General features: G+C 40.5%; 19 protein-coding genes. 4 read left to right on the top strand and 15 right to left on the bottom strand.

Going from position 1 to position 19,481, the window contains the following annotated elements:
• Positions 1–56: 56 nt before the first annotated feature.
• The 15 genes from HC000_RS10430 to cutA all read right to left on the bottom strand — a co-directional run bounded on the left by HC000_RS10430 (position 57) and on the right by cutA (position 15,858).
• Positions 57–695, bottom strand: coding sequence for a tetratricopeptide repeat protein (locus HC000_RS10430; RefSeq protein WP_179807604.1), 639 nt, complete (start codon positions 693–695; stop codon positions 57–59).
• A gap of 331 nt (positions 696–1,026) precedes the next feature.
• Positions 1,027–2,340: an adenylosuccinate synthase gene (locus HC000_RS10425; protein WP_011326988.1), complete on the bottom strand. Its 1,314-nt coding sequence runs from the start codon at positions 2,338–2,340 to the stop codon at positions 1,027–1,029.
• 211 nt (positions 2,341–2,551) lie between these two features.
• Positions 2,552–3,430, bottom strand: coding sequence for a protease modulator HflC (gene hflC, locus HC000_RS10420; protein WP_011326987.1), 879 nt, complete (start codon positions 3,428–3,430; stop codon positions 2,552–2,554).
• A 5-nt stretch (positions 3,431–3,435) separates the two neighbouring features.
• Positions 3,436–4,605 (bottom strand): FtsH protease activity modulator HflK, encoded by a 1,170-nt coding sequence (gene hflK / locus HC000_RS10415; RefSeq protein WP_179807603.1) that lies wholly within the window; start codon positions 4,603–4,605, stop codon positions 3,436–3,438.
• Between the two features lie 101 nt (positions 4,606–4,706).
• Positions 4,707–5,996 carry a ribosome rescue GTPase HflX gene (gene hflX, locus HC000_RS10410; RefSeq protein WP_179807602.1) on the bottom strand — a complete coding sequence of 430 codons (1,290 nt, stop codon included), beginning with the start codon at positions 5,994–5,996 and terminating at the stop codon, positions 4,707–4,709.
• A 16-nt stretch (positions 5,997–6,012) separates the two neighbouring features.
• Positions 6,013–6,276, bottom strand: a complete 264-nt coding sequence (gene hfq, locus HC000_RS10405) for an RNA chaperone Hfq (RefSeq protein ID WP_011326984.1) — start codon at positions 6,274–6,276, stop codon at positions 6,013–6,015.
• Between the two features lie 81 nt (positions 6,277–6,357).
• Positions 6,358–7,275 carry a tRNA (adenosine(37)-N6)-dimethylallyltransferase MiaA gene (gene miaA / locus HC000_RS10400; RefSeq protein ID WP_041454320.1) on the bottom strand — a complete coding sequence of 306 codons (918 nt, stop codon included), beginning with the start codon at positions 7,273–7,275 and terminating at the stop codon, positions 6,358–6,360.
• Positions 7,276–7,285: 10 nt separating this feature from the next.
• Complete coding sequence (mutL, locus tag HC000_RS10395) at positions 7,286–9,142, bottom strand: DNA mismatch repair endonuclease MutL (protein WP_179807601.1); 1,857 nt, start codon at positions 9,140–9,142, stop codon at positions 7,286–7,288.
• Positions 9,143–9,179: 37 nt separating this feature from the next.
• Positions 9,180–10,523 (bottom strand): N-acetylmuramoyl-L-alanine amidase, encoded by a 1,344-nt coding sequence (locus HC000_RS10390; RefSeq protein ID WP_041454319.1) that lies wholly within the window; start codon positions 10,521–10,523, stop codon positions 9,180–9,182.
• A 52-nt stretch (positions 10,524–10,575) separates the two neighbouring features.
• A complete protein-coding gene (tsaE, locus tag HC000_RS10385; RefSeq protein ID WP_011326980.1) occupies positions 10,576–11,052 on the bottom strand; it encodes a tRNA (adenosine(37)-N6)-threonylcarbamoyltransferase complex ATPase subunit type 1 TsaE in 477 nt (158 codons plus the stop codon).
• A 130-nt stretch (positions 11,053–11,182) separates the two neighbouring features.
• Complete coding sequence (accC, locus tag HC000_RS10380; RefSeq protein ID WP_011326979.1) at positions 11,183–12,523, bottom strand: acetyl-CoA carboxylase biotin carboxylase subunit; 1,341 nt, start codon at positions 12,521–12,523, stop codon at positions 11,183–11,185.
• A 26-nt stretch (positions 12,524–12,549) separates the two neighbouring features.
• A complete protein-coding gene (gene accB / locus HC000_RS10375) occupies positions 12,550–13,014 on the bottom strand; it encodes an acetyl-CoA carboxylase biotin carboxyl carrier protein (protein WP_011326978.1) in 465 nt (154 codons plus the stop codon).
• 33 nt (positions 13,015–13,047) lie between these two features.
• Positions 13,048–13,500 (bottom strand): type II 3-dehydroquinate dehydratase, encoded by a 453-nt coding sequence (aroQ, locus tag HC000_RS10370; RefSeq protein ID WP_011326977.1) that lies wholly within the window; start codon positions 13,498–13,500, stop codon positions 13,048–13,050.
• 226 nt (positions 13,501–13,726) lie between these two features.
• Positions 13,727–15,538, bottom strand: a complete 1,812-nt coding sequence (locus tag HC000_RS10365; protein WP_179807600.1) for a protein-disulfide reductase DsbD — start codon at positions 15,536–15,538, stop codon at positions 13,727–13,729.
• Entirely contained in the window at positions 15,538–15,858 is a 321-nt protein-coding gene (gene cutA, locus HC000_RS10360; RefSeq protein WP_179807599.1) for a divalent-cation tolerance protein CutA, read from the bottom strand. The genes HC000_RS10365 and cutA overlap by 1 nt, the downstream gene beginning before the upstream one ends.
• Positions 15,859–16,037: 179 nt before the next feature.
• On the opposite strand from cutA, the gene HC000_RS10355 reads away from it, so the two are divergent.
• The 4 genes from HC000_RS10355 to rnk all read left to right on the top strand — a co-directional run bounded on the left by HC000_RS10355 (position 16,038) and on the right by rnk (position 19,245).
• Entirely contained in the window at positions 16,038–16,514 is a 477-nt protein-coding gene (locus HC000_RS10355) for an FxsA family protein (RefSeq protein ID WP_179807598.1), read from the top strand.
• A 107-nt stretch (positions 16,515–16,621) separates the two neighbouring features.
• Entirely contained in the window at positions 16,622–16,909 is a 288-nt protein-coding gene (locus HC000_RS10350; RefSeq protein ID WP_179807597.1) for a co-chaperone GroES, read from the top strand.
• Between the two features lie 48 nt (positions 16,910–16,957).
• Positions 16,958–18,601 carry a chaperonin GroEL gene (gene groL, locus HC000_RS10345; RefSeq protein WP_011326972.1) on the top strand — a complete coding sequence of 548 codons (1,644 nt, stop codon included), beginning with the start codon at positions 16,958–16,960 and terminating at the stop codon, positions 18,599–18,601.
• 230 nt (positions 18,602–18,831) lie between these two features.
• Complete coding sequence (rnk, locus tag HC000_RS10340; RefSeq protein WP_041454318.1) at positions 18,832–19,245, top strand: nucleoside diphosphate kinase regulator; 414 nt, start codon at positions 18,832–18,834, stop codon at positions 19,243–19,245.
• Positions 19,246–19,481 lie beyond the last annotated feature (236 nt).

Raw genomic sequence — 19,481 nt, 5'->3', positions numbered from 1 at the left:
AGGCCTAACTCGCAAGAGTTAGGCCTTTTTAGTGTATTTTTGGTATATCAATATGCTTACATAGGTAGGCGAGCACGAGCCACAACGCTGGCTGGCATTTTTTCGGCTAACTGAGCTAATAAACGCGCAATTTTTTTATGTGTATTGGCATCTGCAACCTTGGCATTAAATAACCAACGATACATATCTTCAAAGTCGCGTGGACTGCCGTAGCCTTGGTTAAATAACTTAACTAAGCGAAACTGCGCTTTTAAATTTCCCTGCGATGACGCTTCACGCAAATAAGTGATTGCCATTGCTTTATCTTGTTGTACCAAACGCCCAATGTCGTAGTAACGCCCTAACTGCTCTAAAGCCGCTGCTAAGCCCTGCTCAGCCGCTTTTTGCATATAGTACACACCTAACTCTACATCGCGATCAACACATACGTTATAGGCTAGCATATCGCCATATAAAAACTGATACGATGGTAATGCCATTTTATTGGCTCGCGCTTCTATATCTTGTACTAACTGGCAATCATCTGCCTTAACCCGGGCTAAATGGGTGTTTTTATTAATTAGCGAAATTAACTCAGTCTCAGTATACAGTGGCACTGCTGCTGCCGTTTCTTCTGCTAAGCTATTGCTGCTCATCAATAAAGAGAGTGTCATTAATGGGAATAACAAAACTGAATGACTAAAAAGTAACTGCATCTTTATCACTTATAAAAATAAACCTATTAAATACTATACAAAGATCGTTCCAAGATTAATATTTAACCTGAACTCTAGTTAAGAGATTTACTAACGTATTGAATCATAGTTATATTTAATTTTATTTTCTCTAGCCAGAGGTTTTCAGTGAAAACAAGGCGAATTTACGCGTCAATAGCTGGCCTATTGCAAGTAAATTCAACGCAGTTAGCGCTGAAAATAGCTGCTTGAGATAAGTTTATTATCCGGATCTCAGGTTATTTATACTCTATTGTTATTTTTAGACATAAAAAAAGCTGCATTAAGCAGCTTTTTTCAAGTCTAGTTGATATTACGCAAACGGATTGCGAAGTATCATAGTTTCTACACGATCAGGACCAGTAGAAATAATATCAACAGGAACACCAGTGAGCTCTTCAATACGCTTAACGTAATCAATCGCTGCTTTTGGTAAACCATCAAGGCTAGTTACACCAACAGTATTTTCTGACCAACCAGGCATTTCTTCGTATATTGGCGTTACTTTTTCGTAACCTTCAGCTGCTAATGGCGTTACGTTAGTAACTGTGCCATCTTCAAGCTTATAACCAGTACAGATTTTAAGTGTTTCTAAGCCATCTAAAACATCAAGCTTAGTTAAACAAAAACCAGAAATACTATTGATTTGCACTGCACGACGCATTGCTACGGCATCTAACCAACCAGTACGACGAAGTCGACCAGTGGTTGCGCCAAACTCATGGCCTTTATCGCCTAAGTGCTTACCAACTGGGTCTTGCTTATCAAGGCCGTCGTAAAGCTCTGTAGGAAAAGGGCCTGAACCAACACGTGTAGTATATGCTTTAATAATACCAAGCACATAATCAAGGTGTAGTGGGCCAAAACCAGCACCAGTAGCAACGCCACCAGCTGTAGTGTTAGAAGACGTTACATAAGGGTAAGTACCATGATCGATATCAAGTAACGTACCTTGTGCGCCTTCAAACAAAATGTTGTCGCCAGCTAAACGCGTTTGATCTAAAAGCTCAGTAACATCAACAATCATCGCTTTTAAAATATCAGCAACGGCCATTGCGTCATCAAAGGTTTTCTGAAAATCAACAGCATCTACTTTATAGTAATTAACTAAAGTAAAGTTATGGTATTCAAGAACTTCTTCTAGTTTTGCTGCGAATAGTTCAGGATTAAATAAATCCCCTACGCGCAAACCACGACGTGCCACTTTATCTTCGTACGCAGGACCGATACCACGGCCAGTTGTACCAATTGGCTTATCACCACGTGCAGTTTCACGGGCTACATCTAATGCAACATGGAAAGGCAAAATTAATGGACATGCAGCACTGATTAAAAGACGCTCGCGTACAGGTACGCCACGTGCTTCTAACATGCCAATCTCTCTCATTAGCGCTTCTGGTGATAATACAACACCATTACCAATCACACATTTAACATTGTCACGTAATACACCCGATGGAATAAGGTGCAGAACTGTCTTTTCACCGTCGATCACTAAGGTATGGCCAGCATTGTGCCCACCTTGATAACGAACTACTAAAGATGCTTTATCTGTAAGGAGGTCAACTACCTTACCCTTACCTTCGTCACCCCATTGGGTGCCTAATACAACAACGTTTTTACCCATTGTAACTTCACTTAAAAAAATTAGGACAAGATTTTACCAGAAAACAAAGCCAAAGTTCACCCCGTTTAGCTTATATTTTCCGCTCGTATATTTATATGTATAAATATTAACTAATAACCACATAGATAACAGTGGTTTAATGCATTAAATCTGTTTCAATAAAAAGCCCCACTAACGCGAGGCTTTTAAGATTTAAATATATTGGTTAGCTTTATTGTGCAGTAGCACCTTTCATATATTTAAAGAAGTCGCTATCTGGTGAAAGAACCATTACGTCTTGCTTGTTTTTAAAGGTTTGTTTATACGCCTCTAACGAACGAACAAAACTAAAAAACTCAGGATCTTTATTGTACGCATTAGCATAAATAGCTGCTGCATCTGCATCACCTTGACCACGTACTGTACGTGAATTACGCTCAGCATCGGCAAGCATTACCGTTACACGACGATCAACGCCAGCACGAATAGTTTCGGCTTTTTCTTGACCCTCTGAACGATGTTCTTTAGCAACCGCAGTACGCTCTGCACGCATACGCTGATAAATCGAGCTACTTACTTCTTGTGGTAGGTTTATTTGCTTAACACGCACGTCAAGTACTTCAATACCTAGCTCGCGGGCACTTTCAGAAGCTTGTACTAACGCCTCTTCCATTAACTCGCTACGCTCACCCGACACTATTTCACGAATAGTACGCGTACCAAAGTTAGTACGTAGACCGTTATTTACTTTTTGTTCTAGCAGCGTTTCAGCATATTGCTTATCGCCACGAGCACGCAAGTAAAAAGCACTAAAGTCGTTAACACGCCATTTTACAAACGAGTCAACAATTAAGTCTTTTTTCTCGCTCGTTACAAAGCGGTCTGGTGTACCATCAAGCGTTTGAATACGTGCATCAATACGACGTACTTGGCTAAAAAATGGTACTTTAAATTGTAAGCCGGGGCTGTACACTATGGCTTGATCATCACTGTCTTTTTGTACTTTACTGAATAACAAAACAATTGCTTTTTGCCCTTCAGGTACAACAAAAACTGACGAGAAAGACATTACAATGGCAGCTAATAGTATGACTAAACTAAAGTTTTTCATTATTGTTATCTCCCATCATTAAAACGATCGTTGTTAAAGCGGTCATTACCACTATTAACAGAGCTGTTACGTGACGTATTTACTTTGTTACGTAAATCTTGAATATCACTTGAGCTAGGAAGTGCAACACGGGTTGCTGTGCCTTGCTTTTCCATAATTTTATCAAGTGGTAAGTACATCATGTTGTTGCCACCTTTTACATCAACAAGTACTTTAGAGCTATTGCCTAATACTTCTTGCATTGCATCAATGTATAAACGTTCACGAGTTACTGTTTTAGCCGCTTGATATTCTGGTAATAGCTTTTCAAAACGAGCAACTTCACCTTGTGCCTCAAGTGTAATACGCTCTTGATAACCTTCGGCTTCTTGAGTCATACGTGTAACTTGACCACGAGCACGAGGTTCAATTTCACGCGCATATGCTTCAGCTTCACGGATAAAGCGCTCTTCATCTTCTTGTGCAGCAATTGCATCATCAAACGCATCTTTAACTTCAGCCGGTGGACGAGAATCTTTAAAGTTCACGTCAGTCACAATTAAACCTAAGTTATAAGGTTCAATAACCTTGTTCAGCTCATCCCATGTATTTTGGCGCACAACCTCACGGCCGTTTGTTAGTACTTGGTCCATTTTTGCATGGCCAACTACATAACGTAGTGCACTTTCTAGTGCTTCTTCTAAGCTACTATCAGCATTAGTTACACTAAATTTATACAAGTATGGGTCAATAACACGATATTGAACTTGGAACTCAACGCTTACTACGTTTTCGTCTTCAGTTAACATAAAACCAGACGTTGATAATGAACGAACAGCTTCAATATCTACTGGTATTATGGTTTCAATAAAGGTCATTTTCCAACGCAGACCAGGATCAGCAATACGATCATACTTACCAAATTGAAGAACCACACCACGCTCAGCTTCTTTCACGGTATAAATACCACTGAGTGCCCATACAATTACAGCAATTATAAGTATAAATGAAATACCGGCTCCACCAAGTCCACCGCCGCTACCATTGCCCGGTTTTTTGCCGCCAAATAAGCCACTAAACTTGTTACTGAATTTACGCAGCACCTCGTCTAAATCAGGTGGGCCTTGATCTCGTCCGCCTTTGTTATTCCACGGATCTTTATCATTGCCATTATTACCCGGTTCATTCCAGGCCATAGCTATACTCCATTGTTATCTAAATAAATAAGGAAATTGAGTTAAATCTAACAAATCTACTGCGTTTCTTATACAAAAACCGACATTAATTACATCAATTTTTAATCACAGACGATAAAACCAGCAATTTCAGGACCAAATTCTTTAATTAAACGATTCCACTCAACTATAGGTAACCTAACATCTAACAGCCAGTTACCTTGTTCATCAAAGCGCTCGTCGCTTACCGCACTTAAACTAAATAACGACGATCTTAACCGTCCATATTGTGGTGCGAGCAATAATGTTTCGCTAAGCATTTGTTTAGCAAGTAATTCGCTAATAGCTTCGCTAAGTAACTCGCAACCTTCGCCGGTTTGAGCAGAAAGCCATACCCTTATAGGTTGGCCTTCATCATCGCGATCAATACGCGCAGTAATATCATCCAGCGCATCAATTTTGTTATAAACCAATAATTGCGGTACTTCATCAGCTTCAATTTCTTTGAGTACTGATTGTACTTGTTCAATATTTTCTTTTAGTCGTGCATCTGCCACATCAATAACATGCAGCTGTAAGTCGGCTTCTCGCGTTTCTGTTAGCGTCGCTTTAAATGCCGCCACTAAGTCATGCGGCAAATGGCGAATAAAGCCAACAGTATCGGCTAAAATAACCGGACCAACATCGCCTAACTCAAGTTTTCGTAACGTTGGGTCAAGCGTCGCAAACAATTGATCTGCAGCATAAACATCTGAGTTTGTAATACGATTAAATAATGTTGATTTACCCGCGTTAGTATACCCTACTAACGATACAGTTGGTATTTCGTTACGGCTACGAGCTCGTCTACCTTGCTCGCGCTGTACAGCAACTTTATCTAGGCGTGCACGAATATTTTGCAGGCGGGCGCGCAATAAGCGTCTATCGGTTTCGAGCTGTGTTTCACCTGGCCCACGTAAACCCACGCCCCCTTTTTGACGCTCTAAATGCGTCCAACCACGAATTAGTCGCGTGGACATATGACGCAATTGCGCCAGTTCAACTTGCAACTTACCTTCGTGGGTACGTGCACGTTGCGCAAATATATCAAGAATAAGGGTGGTTCTATCAAGCACACGACATTGCAAAATGCGTTCTAAGTTACGCTCTTGGGACGGTCTGAGTTGATGATTAAAAATAACGACATCGGCATTGTGGATTTTAACAGTCTCAGCTATTTCTTCTGCTTTACCAGTTCCGACAAATAGTTTCGGATGTGGTGCTTGACGGCTGCCTTGCACAACCGCCAAACTACTAACACCAGCAGAAGATACCAACAATTCTAATTCGTGAAGATCTTCACGATCCCCCTCTTTAGGAAAGTCAATATGAACTAAAACTGCCTGTTCGCCAGATTTATAGCGGTCAAACAAGCATCACGCTCCTAATTTAAATGTTTCCAGCTTCAGGTTCTTCAGTGTCGTCATTTTCTTGAACACCTTGGAAATTAACTGCACGAGCAGGAACAACTGTTGAAATTGCATGTTTATACACCATTTGATTTACGGTGTTTTCTAGTAAAATAACAAATTGATCAAATGACTGAATTTTACCTTGTAATTTTATGCCATTAACCAAAAAGATTGATACTGGGATGCGCTCACGGCGTAGTGCATTCAAAAATGGGTCTTGTAACGATTGGCCTTTTGCCATGTTATTATTCCTTCGTTCTAGGTGTTATTATAATTAAGTGGCTGAACTTATTTAACAAAGCTAAATTTTATTCAACTACTACTAGCTTAGCGAACTTACTACACGATGCAAGTTTTCTTCATCACCCGTTGTTAACCATGTAACATCAGGCCAGCTTCTTAACCAAGTTAATTGGCGTTTAGCCAATTGACGTGTAGCCGCAATGCCGCGAAATACCATTTCATCATGGTCAATTTCACCCGCAAGGTAATCCCACATTTGTCTATAACCTACACAACGAATAGAAGGCATATTGGGGTGTAAATCCTTACGTAGATATAGGGTCGAAACTTCATTTTCAAACCCCTGTTCGAGCATTATTTTAAACCTTTTTTCAATTCGCTGATGTAATTCACTGCGCTGCGTTGGCGCAATAGCAAATTGATGAAAAGTATAAGGTAAAACCGGCTGTTTTTGCTTTTGCAGCTCGGTCATGGTTTTACCTGTTAATTTGTATACCTCTAAAGCACGATTAATTCTTTGTGAATCGTTTTCACTCATTTTTTGCGCTGCTTGCGGGTCTATTTTTACCAGTTCTTGATACAAATGTGGCCAGCCATATTGCGCAGCTTGCGCTTCAAGTTCGGCTCTTATTTCCACGTTAGCTTCTGGCAGTGGTGATAAACCATCAATCAGAGCCTTGAAGTACAACATGGTGCCGCCAACTAATACCGGCACCTTACCTTGCTGATGAAATTCATCTATTTTTATTATCGCATCACGTCTAAAATCAGCAACTGAATAAGTTTCACTTGGGTCAAGTAAATCAATTAAGTGATGCGGAGCACGTGCTAACTCTGATGCATCGGGTTTAGCCGTGCCAATATCCATACCCTTATATACTAACGCTGAATCAACACTAATTATTTCGGTATTTAAATGCTCACACAATGAAATTGCCAACGCCGTTTTACCCGCTGCAGTTGGACCCATTAAAAATATGACTGGTAAATTACTCAACACGAATACCTTAATCTAATTGCGTTAAATAGTGCTCTATATCTATTTTAACTGCTTTTACACGCAAACGTTCAATTGTTTGCGGATTATTTTGCATGCGGGCTTGCTGCGCTAAAAAGATATTGCTGGAATAAAAACGCGCTGGTGTGTGCTGCATCTGCCACGCCAACCAGCTTTCTATGTTTTCAAGTGGTGCTTTACACGCTTCCAGCAGGCTTTCAACCGCGCTAGTAACGTCTAATAAATATAAGCACGCAGGAAGTTTTTTAACCATCACAAACTGTTTTTCAATAATTAGCTCAAAACCTAATAGCGTAAACCAAGACTGTTGCGCTGCTATTAGCTCACAGTCTTGCTTGGATAAATTAACCCGTACTGGCAACAACAGCGCTTTGCCCTCTAAGCTGCCCTGCTCTTTTATTTGCTCATGCCAATCATCAACTAATGCATATTTAAAATGTGAGCAATACAATTGCTGCTCGCTGCTAAACACACACACGCCTTCGTTGATGCTGATAATAGCAACCGTTTTTAAAGCAACTGCCTGCTCCACAGCGTGTGACTGGTTAACCCCAACAGATACGTGAGCACCTTGGTCAAAATGCGCGGCATGCTGCTCACTCACGCCCTGATAAAAAGCATTAATATCATGATGATTAGTGCTAGGTGTAGCTCTGTAGCCGCCGCCACTCCCTCCCGCACCACGCGAACTTAGCGATGCGCCGCCAGAACTGACACTATGAGATGGTTGCAATTGCGATTTAGGATAATCAAATACCTCACCCGACTCAAAATTCCCAGTGGGAGAACGCGCAGTGTCTGTCTGACTAAATGCCGTATCGGCTAGGTTATTTAAAGGCTCATTAGTAAACTCACCTTGCAGTGGCACAACAACTTGTTTAATTGCTTGTAGTATAAAGTCGTGTACTAAACGCCCTTGATGAAAACGTACTTCGTGTTTTGCCGGATGAACATTTACATCAACTTGACGAGGGTCAATATCAATATAAATAACAAAACCGGGTAACTCTTGGGCACCACTTACTTCTTCAAATGCTTGGCGAATAGCGTGCAGTATAAGCTTGTCGCGCATCATACGATTATTTACATAGGTATACTGCACGGTGTTAGCAGAACCAACCGGCAATACCCAGCCATGGAGCTGCAAGCCCCCCTCGCCCGATTGAATATGCAAGCCTTGCTCAGCAAATGCTTTACCCGCCACTTGCGCTACACGGGCAATTGCTTGGCTAGGATCAGTTTTAGCACGGTACTGCCTGACTACTTTTTCATTATGAGTAAGGGTAATAGATACATCAAATCGACTCAGCGCAATGCGCTTTATAAGCTCATCAATATGGCTAAACTCTGTTTTTTCGGTACGTAAAAATTTGCGCCGTGCTGGCGTATTAAAAAATAAATCTTTTACTTCTATGGTGGTGCCATCTGGGTGCGCTACTGGTTTTACTTGCACAGCCATATCGCGGCCTTGTGCAAATGCTTGCCAAGCGGCTTCTTGATGTTTAGTTTTTGAGCTTAGCGTTAAGCGCGAAACGGAACTAATTGACGCCAGTGCTTCACCTCTAAATCCTAGTGAGCAAATATTTTCTAAATCATCGAGGGATTTCAATTTACTGGTTGCATGGCGAGAAAGCGCCAATGTAAGCTCGTCTTGAGCAATACCCGCACCATTGTCACGAATACGAATTAGTTTTTGCCCACCTCGCTCAATATCTATTTGAATGCGTGTAGCACCAGCATCTAGGCTGTTTTCTACTAATTCTTTTACCACCGACGCGGGGCGCTCGACCACTTCACCTGCAGCAATTTGGTTCGCTAAACGTGCGGGTAGTATTTCAATACTCATTCAATTTCCTAACAAACATGGCTCTAATGATAAGCAATTAACTTTGCGGTATATCGAGTTCTTGGCCAATAAATAAGGTATTAGAGCTTAATTTATTCGCCTGCTTTAACTTGTTTATAGTTATGCCGTAGCGACTCGCTAACATGCTTAACGACTCCCCCGGGCGAACTTTATGCTTGGTTGGATATTGCGACTTTAACTTGGCAAATAAAGAATCGTCAGGTGGATTTTTTAAGTAATAATTTTTAATTGAGGTAAATATAGCTTTGGCTAAACGCTCTTGGTGATTAGCACTTTTTAGCAATTTTTCTTCACGGGGATTAGAAATAAACCCTGTTTCGATTAAAATAGAAGGAATGTCTGGTGACTTTAATACTGCAAGACTCGCATGTTGAGGATCTTTTTTATGTAACTTTGCCACCTTACGCAGCTCTTTTACTACTTCATCAGCAACGCTCAAACCGGTTTTCATCGAATGATCCATCGACATATCAAGCAGTGCTTGCGCTAAGTACTTTTCATTGGCGGCATCTTTTATTACATCTGCCGCGCCACCTAAAAGCTCAGAGTGTTTTTCTTTATCTTCAATCCATTTACCTATTTCTGAGTTAGCACGGCGCAGTGATAACACCCACACTGAGGCACCATTTGGACCTGGGCTCGTAAATGCATCAGCATGAATAGAGACAAAAAAATCAGCTTTTTTCTCACGAGCACGATTGGTGCGGGTATTGAGCTTTACAAAGTAATCGCCGCTGCGCACCATACGCGAAATCATCCCGCGCTCAGAGTCAATCATCCTCTCTAAGCGTTTAGCTATTTGTAATGTAATCGTTTTTTCATAGGTACCCGATGGGCCAATTGAGCCAGGGTCTTCGCCACCGTGACCAGCGTCAATCGCAATAACAATATCGCGCTCTTGGCTTAATTGACGGTTTTTAGCCGCTGTCTGCGCTGGTGATACTGCTGTGGATGATTCACTTTTATCATATAGATCAACAACCAACCTGTTTTTATAGGGGCCCGTTGGTGCTAATGCAAAAACCACAGGCTTTACCGGGGCACTCAATTCAAAGACAAAGCGCACGCTGTGTTTATTTTTTGGTTTAGAATAACGAAGCTTACTAACAATTTGATGCTCAGGCGGAATACCGGGTAACACTTTAAGCTCCCGTGTTTGCTCTAAATCAACCACTAAACGGCTAGGATTTTTAAGCATAAAATAACTAAAGTCAGGCTTTTCAGTTAAATCAAATACCACCCGAGTGCTATCGGGAGATGGCCAAACGCGCACACTATTAATGGTATTTTGTGCCCATAGCGACGAACTCATAGTGATAGCTACAAGATAAATAAAGAGTTTAATTACACCGCGACTCATGTTGATAGTGACTGCCTTAACTATTTTATTATTTGTTATATAACCAATATTATTACTCTGAGGTTAAGTTATTTAGTTTTTCAATAATTACGCTACCACGCTCACTGGCACTATTAATAACGATATTTCGCTCATCGCCTACATAGCTTAAGGTAATATTTAAATCTGGCACAGGAATAAACTCTCCGCCTTTTTCTGGCCATTCAACCACACAAATTGCTTGCGCTGAAAAGTAATCGCGTATTCCCATATATTCAAGTTCTTCTGGATCGCCTAAACGATACAAATCAAAGTGGTAAACATTAGCGCGCTCCAGCTCATATGGCTCTACTAAGGTATACGTTGGACTTTTAACCTTACCTGTATGGCCAAAACCTTGCACTATGCCACGTGTAAAGGTGGTTTTACCCGCGCCTAAATCGCCATGTAAATAAATTACCGCACCTTGCTCTATAATAGCCGCAATTCGATTGCCCATTGTTACCGTGGCAATATCATCACTCAAGTGAGACTTAAAACTACGTGACATTATTACCTTTACCTCAAAAATTTATTAAAGCGCATATTTGTTAATCATACCAGATTATTTATTTAAGGTGATACAGCCAATTTTTAAAGATAAAAAAACCGGCTAAGCGCCGGTTTCTATTAACGAGGAATTATAGTCCCAATTTTTTCTCAAGATAGTGGATATTAGTCCCACCATTTTGGAAGTTTTCGTCTGCAAGAATTCTTTTATGCAGCGGAGTATTGGTTTTAATACCGTCGATTACTAATTCATTTAGTGCGTTACGTGCACGAGCAATTGCTACGTCACGGTTTTCACCGTAAGTAATTAGCTTACCAATCATTGAATCGTAATGTGGTGGAACCGTGTAGTCAGCATAAATATGGCTGTCCCAACGAATACCTAAACCACCCGCAGGATGAAAACGTGTAATTTTACCCGGTGATGGAATAAAGGTTTCTGGGTCTTCTGCGTTAATACGACATTCAATTGCATGGCCGCGAATAACAACATCGTCTTGAGTGAACGACAATGGCTGACCAGCAGCAATTTTTAGCTGTTCTTTAACTAAATCAATACCTGTAACCATTTCAGTAATTGTATGCTCAACCTGAATACGGGTATTCATTTCGATAAAATAAAACTCGCCGTTTTCGTATAAAAACTCAAACGTACCAGCTCCACGATAACCAATTTCAATACAGGCACGCGTACAGCGCTCACCAATAAATTTACGTGTTTCTGCTGTAATTCCTGGAGCGGGTGCTTCTTCTACTACTTTTTGGTGACGACGTTGCATAGAGCAATCACGTTCACCTAAATGCACTGCATTACCTTGGCCATCTGCTAAAATTTGTACTTCGATATGACGTGGGTTTTCAAGGTATTTCTCCATGTAAACCATGCCATTACCAAAGAACTGCTTCGCTTCTTGTTGGGTTAATGCAATTGAATCAATCAGTTCAGCTTCGCTGCGCACAACACGCATACCGCGACCACCACCGCCACCGGCGGCTTTAATGATTACCGGATAACCAATGCGCTTAGCAATTTGCATATTGCGCTCTTTGTCATCTGATACTGGACCATCTGAGCCTGGTACACACGGAACACCGGCTTTACGCATTGCTGCGATTGCAGATACTTTATCGCCCATAAGACGAATTGTATCGCCAGTAGGACCAATAAATACAAAACCACTTTGCTCAACTTGATCGGCAAAATCAGCATTTTCTGCAAGAAAACCATAACCAGGATGAATCGCTACAGCGTCAGTTATTTCAGCCGCGGCAATAATACGCGGAATATCTAAATAACTTTCTGTTGCTGCTGGTTTACCAATACAGATGGTTTCATCTGCAAGCAATACATGCTTAAGATCGCGATCTGCCGTTGAATGCACAGCAACCGTTTTGATCCCAAGCTCTTTGCAGGCGCGCAATATACGAAGTGCAATTTCACCTCGGTTTGCAATGACTACTTTATCTAACATTAGAGTTGGCCTTTTAGGTTGCGCTATTATTCAATGATGAATAAAGGTTGATCAAATTCTATTGGCTCGCCATTTTCAGCTAAAATAGCTTTTACTGTACCAGCTTTGTCTGACTCAATTTGGTTCATCATTTTCATTGCTTCGATGATACATAATGTATCGCCAACTTTAACTTGAGAACCAACTTCTACGTATGCTGGCGCTTCTGGTGAAGCTGCAGCGTAGAATGAGCCAACCATAGGTGATTTAACTTGATGACCTGTAGAGGCTGCTGGAGCAGCGGCTTCAACTGCTGCTGCAGGAGCTGCAGCAACTGGAGCGGCAACTGGTGCTGGTGCATATTGCTGTGGCGCAAACTGAGCATAGCCTGGGCCTGCACTCATGTTATTACGATTTATACGTACTGATTCTTCACCTTCAGTGATTTCTAGCTCAGCAATACCTGACTCTTCTACTAATTCAATAAGTTTTTTGATCTTGCGAATATCCATAAACGGCCCGCCTATTAGTTTGTGTGTTTAAAATTAATTTGAGTTTTGCAATTGGTTTACTGCAGCTTCAAGCGCTGCGTGATAACCCATTGCACCTAATCCACATATTACGCCTTGCGCCACATCAGAAAAATACGAATGATGGCGAAACGCTTCACGTGCGTGCACGTTGCTTAAATGCACTTCAAAAAACGGAATATCAACACTTAACAATGCATCACGTAATGCGACGCTCGTATGCGTAAATGCAGCAGGATTAATAATTATATAATCAATCGCTTGCCAAGTATCGTGAATACGCTCTATCAGTGCTTGCTCACTATTACTTTGGAAGTGCGTTAACTCAACATTTAAACTATCAGCGGCACATGTTAGTTCGCTCATAATTTCGCTTAGCGTACGTGAACCGTATTTATCTGGCTCACGTTTACCTAGCATATTTAAATTTGGGCCATTTATAACTAAAAGCTTGAATTTTGCAGCCATAATACGCGATATATCCTATAAGTATTGAGTTAAGCAGTCGTTAGCTAATTTTTTACAATTATGTGATTATAAAAAATAAGATAACAACAATTTCTCACGTTAACCAACTATTATAGTGATTTCGATGTAAATAACAGCAAAATACTGGTCTTATCTCTGTATTGGGGACAAACATTGAGGTGGTAGTAATAGCCCCGCCTTTAAATTATGGGGGGCTATTATATTGCTACTTTACGCTGGCGCGCACTGTAGATAGGTGCTGAGCAAAATCGTCAGCATTCAAAAAGCCGGTAACACGTTGTGCACTTAGCTCCTCTCCTTGGGTATTAAAAAACAAAATACTCGGCAAACCAAACACCGTATATTCTTCCATTAGCTCGATTGTTTTGTTATCGCTGTCGGTTAAATCGACTTGAATAAGCTCAAAGTGACTAAACTCATTTTGCACTTTTGCATCGGGAAAGGTGTAATGCTCAAATTCTTTACACGCAATACACCAATCAGCATATAAGTCGACCATAACCAGTCGGCCTTGCTCATTAGCGTGAGCAACGGCTGCTTTTAACTCAGTTAAATTGGCTACTTGCTTAAACTCATTACTTTGCGCACTTACTTGCATTGTTTGCATGTGTACTGGCCAAAAGTAATTCTTAGTTAAGTTAAAGCCACTAACAACGAGTAACGTTGCAGCAAACCACAGCGCTGTTTTTAACTTGCTTTGCATTTGGCTACTTTGCCAATGATGTAAGTAAAGCGCGGTTGCTAAGGCTAATATTCCCGCCATTAATAAAATAACATCGGCATCTAAAAGGCGCTCGAGTAATATAAGTGGCACAACTAGCATAATAAAGCCAAATAGGGTTTTAACTTGCTCCATCCAGCCACCGGCTTTAGGCAATAGTTTTCCGCCCGATGTACCGAGTAACAATAATGGCAGCCCCATCCCTAAACTCAGTACATAAAGCGTTAATCCCCCCACTAAATAGTCGCCACTTTGTGCTACAAACAATAGCGCCGCTGACAAAGGTGCGGTGGTGCAAGGCGAGGCAATCAAGCCCGATAATACGCCCATTAAAAACACACCAACGTAGTTGCCACCTTTTTGGTTATTACTTACTTGGGTTAACTTGTTCATCATGCCACTTGGTAGCTTTATTTCGTACCAACCAAACATCGACATTGCTAATAATACAAACAATAAACTAAAGCTAATAAGTACATAAGGGTGCTGCAAATAACCTTGAACTTGCCCGCCAAGTGCGGCCACAACCAAACCTAATGCCGCGTAGGTCACTGCCATACCTTGAATATATACAAATGATAACGCGAAGGCTTTTTTAGTTGAGAGATTTTTTTGCCCAGCAATTAAGCTCGACAAAATTGGAAACATTGGAAATACACACGGTGTAAAAGCCAGGCCAACACCAACAACAAAAAATATCAGTAAATTAGTAATTAGCCCTTGGCTTGCTAACTGCTCGGTAAAGGTTAGATCTTTTTTAGGGGCATTGCTTGTCGGCTCATTCGTCTTGCTCAATGCTGTAAATGCGTTTGCAGTGGTTGCACTTTGCGTAGCCTCATCTGCATTTTGCAGCTGTTCACCGGCAATTTTGTTTAGTGGAATACTAATAACTTCAGGTGGATAACATAACCCAGCTTCAGCACAACCTTGGTAACGCACTTTTACTACTGCTCCCTCAGTTACATTACTGAGCTTACTAACAATACTAAGTGCATTAAAAAAAACTTCTGTTTTACCAAAGAACTCATCTTCGATAACTTCTCCATTACCTAAGTCGCCTACTTCTATATTCGCGCCTTTGGCAATAATCTCTATTTTATTTTTATATAAGTAGTACTCAGGTGCAATATCCCAGCCTATAAATAAAGTATTACCTTGCTGATCAAAATCAAATACAAATGCTTGGTCTACTTGTAAAAAGGTTTGTTGGGGAGGTGCAAGTAAATCACCAAGTATATTATTAGCCTTAGCTGGAGCCGCTAATAATGCAACCAGTAATAAAAAGAAAAAACGCATTAATTAAGTACCTCATCTATCCAATTAAAATAAGCTAAGTTACCCGTTGCCACATCAACAACCTGGATCTCTGGCACTTCGTAGCTGTGTAATGCTTTAATAGTTAAAAATACATCGTTCATTTTATCTAACTTTGTTTTGATCAATAGTTTGGCCTCGGTTGCCTCAACTACTTCACCTTCCCATATGTAAATAGAAGCTACCTTTGGTAGGATATTCACACATGCAGCCAGTTTTCTCTCAACTAATGCTTTTGCCAGCTCTCTTGCTTCATTTTCATCTTTGCAGGTAGTAAAAATAAGTTTAAATTGCGCCGCCATAATGAACCTTTATGTGTTTAATAATGTCTGTAAGCATAGTATCTGATAGCGTATGTAATGTGTAGGTGCTATAACTGCAAAAAAATAGCAATAGCACTTACTGTATCCTTGAAATTAGACCGCTCCACCCTCATTTATATTTCATCAACTCTTTTGAGTTTCATTATTTAGAGAGCTTTATGTTTAGATTTTTATTTGTGTTGTTTATCATTATTCCTATTATTGAAATCGCCTTACTTATACAAGTAAGCGAAGTAATAGGTGGTTTTTCGACAATTGCGTTAGTAATTATTACCGCGATCTTAGGCGCAAAAATGGTAAAACAACAAGGTATGAGCGCACTTCAAAAAGCGCAAACTCAAATGGCCGAAGGGCAAATGCCTGCCAAAGAGTTATTTACCGGTATATGCGTTATTATCGCAGGCGTATTATTGTTAACGCCTGGCATTATGACCGACGTTTTTGGGCTACTATTATTAACCCCAGTAATTCGCAACAAACTGGCAGCCGGCCTTGCTAGCCAAGCGACTGTACGTATGAGTGCAGGTATGCAACAAGGTAGTTCACCATTTACCCAACACAGTCAAACTGAAGCAGAACCTCATCAAGTGAACAAACCGACCATCATAGATGGTGAGTTTGAACGAAAAGATTAATTTTTTTAATTTTACGCTTGGATTTTGGCGTAACACCCCCATTATTGAATGCAACCAATATAAGCTTTTTTCTGCCCTTCGCAGAAACTGTTAGGAGAACTAAATAAATGAATATTCGTCCTTTACATGATCGCGTGATCGTTAAGCGTCTAGAAGAAGAAACAAAATCTGCTGGCGGTATTGTATTAACTGGCTCTGCAGCTGAAAAATCAACCCGCGGAGAAGTTGTTGCCGTTGGTAATGGTCGCATTTTAGAAAGCGGTGATGTTAGAGTATTAGAAGTTAAAGCCGGTGACACTGTGTTATTTGGCTCATATGTTGAGAAAGTTGAAAAGATCGAAGGTCAAGAGTACCTGATCATGCGTGAAGATAATATTTTAGGCATTGTAGGCTAAACCTACTTTTCGTTTATAAACATTTAAGAATTTAGAGGAATTTAAAACATGGCAGCAAAAGAAGTACTTTTTGCAGGTGACGCACGCGCTAAAATGCTAACTGGCGTAAACATCCTGGCAAACGCAGTAAAAGTTACATTAGGTCCTAAAGGCCGTAACGTTGTACTAGATAAATCATTTGGCTCTCCAGTTATCACTAAAGATGGTGTATCTGTAGCAAAAGAAATCGAACTTGAAGACAAGTTTGAAAACATGGGCGCACAAATGGTTAAAGAAGTTGCATCTAAAGCTAACGATGCAGCCGGCGATGGTACAACTACCGCTACAGTACTTGCACAGTCTATTGTAAACGAAGGCCTTAAAGCTGTTGCAGCAGGCATGAACCCAATGGACCTTAAGCGCGGCATCGACAAAGCAGTAATTGCTGCTGTTGCAGAGCTTAAAGCGTTATCTGTTCCATGCTCTGACACTAAAGCAATTGCACAAGTAGGTACTATTTCAGCTAACTCTGATAAAGAGATTGGCGACATCATTGCACAAGCAATGGAAAAAGTAGGCCGTAACAGTGGTGTTATTACTGTAGAAGAAGGTCAATCACTAGAAAATGAACTTGATGTTGTTGAAGGCATGCAGTTTGACCGTGGTTACTTATCTCCTTACTTTATTAACAGCCCAGAAAAAGGTACTGTTGAACTAGATAACCCATTTATTCTACTTGTAGATAAAAAAATATCTAACATTCGCGAATTATTACCAACATTAGAAGCGGTAGCTAAAGCAAGCAAGCCACTACTAATCATCGCAGAAGACCTTGAAGGCGAAGCATTAGCTACATTAGTAGTTAATAACATGCGCGGTATTGTTAAAGTATCAGCAGTGAAAGCTCCTGGTTTTGGCGACCGTCGTAAAGCAATGCTACAAGATATCGCTGTATTAACTGGCGGTACTGTGATTTCAGAAGAAATCGGCCTTGAGCTTGAAAAAGCAACAGTTGAAGACCTAGGTACAGCTAAGCGCGTAATTATCACTAAAGATGATACAACTATCATTGATGGTGCTGGCGAAGAAGCAGGTATTAACGGCCGTGTTTCACAAATTAAAGCACAAATCGAAGAAGCAACATCAGACTACGATAAAGAAAAACTACAAGAGCGCATGGCTAAACTAGCTGGCGGTGTTGCAGTAATCAAAGTTGGTGCTGCGACTGAAATGGAAATGAAAGAGAAAAAAGACCGCGTTGAAGATGCATTAAATGCAACTCGTGCAGCGGTTGAAGAAGGCGTAGTACCTGGTGGCGGCGTTGCACTAGTTCGTGCAGCAAGTAAGCTTGTAGATTTAGTTGGCGACAACGAAGATCAAAACCACGGTATTAAAGTTGCACTTCGTGCAATGGAAGCGCCACTTCGTCAAATCGTAACAAACGCAGGTGACGAAGCTTCAGTTGTAATTAACGCAGTTAAAGCAGGTTCAGGTAACTTTGGTTACAATGCTGCTACTGGCGAATACAATGACATGATTGAAATGGGTATCCTAGATCCAACTAAAGTAACACGCTCTGCACTACAATTTGCAGGGTCTATTGCGGGTCTAATGATCACTACCGAAGCTATGGTAGCTGAAATCCCTAAAGATGATAGCGCTCCTGATATGGGTGGCATGGGCGGTATGGGTGGAATGGGCGGTATGATGTAAACCCCACCTAAACCTCCCGGTTAAAAAACCCAGCCTCGGCTGGGTTTTTAATGTTATAGAAAAAATAAAAAACTAACTATACTCTTAGTCACTTAAGTACTATTGCTTAAGATAGTTGATTATTGAGTTGCAAATAAAAATTACTTCAACGTATTCTAGTGCAATTAAGCTTATGCCGAATCATACTCAGAGTAAGTTTTATTTACATAAACATTATTAAGGATATTGAGTTGAATAAAAGACCTGAAATAATCATCTCATCATTAGATGCAGATAGACTATATGATTTAATCGAATCATTGCCAGCAAACAGTTTTGCGGGTGAAAAAGAACTGGAAGCAGAATTAGGGCGAGCAACTATAGTTGATCCTAAAGACGTTCCAGCAACAATAGTTACCATGAATTCGACCGTAAATTTTGTTGTAGAATCTTCAAAAGAAGAATTTAATTTAACTCTTGTCTACCCGAAAGATCTTGACGCTAGCGGCCAAAAAATATCAATTTTAGCCCCTATAGGAGGCGCTTTACTTGGGCTATCACAAGGAGATGAAATTGAATGGCCTAAGCCTGGTGGAGGTTTAATAAAAGTAAAAATAAAAGAAGTAACCTACCAACCTGAAAGAGTCGGCGAACTACATAGATAATTTAACGAAGCTAATAAGTAGCTCCTAGCGCATTAAATTAATTAAAAACCCAGCTCATGTTGGGTTTTTAGTTTGCGCTATCATTTTAGCTCAAATCATTTCACAATATCACTTCCATAAATTTACTAACTGTTAAGCGTGATAATAACCGGGAGTTAATGTCAACAACAACCGAAAAGTGATCCACTCCACCATTTGAATATTGATCCACTATTTATTAAGGTTTTCCATTAACC

It is taken from the genome of Pseudoalteromonas sp. MIP2626 (assembly GCF_013414205.1).
In the GTDB taxonomy this organism is placed as follows: Bacteria; Pseudomonadota; Gammaproteobacteria; order Enterobacterales; family Alteromonadaceae; genus Pseudoalteromonas; species Pseudoalteromonas nigrifaciens.
Note: the sequence above shows the minus strand (reverse complement) of the source record. Positions and strands in the feature narration are given on the sequence as shown.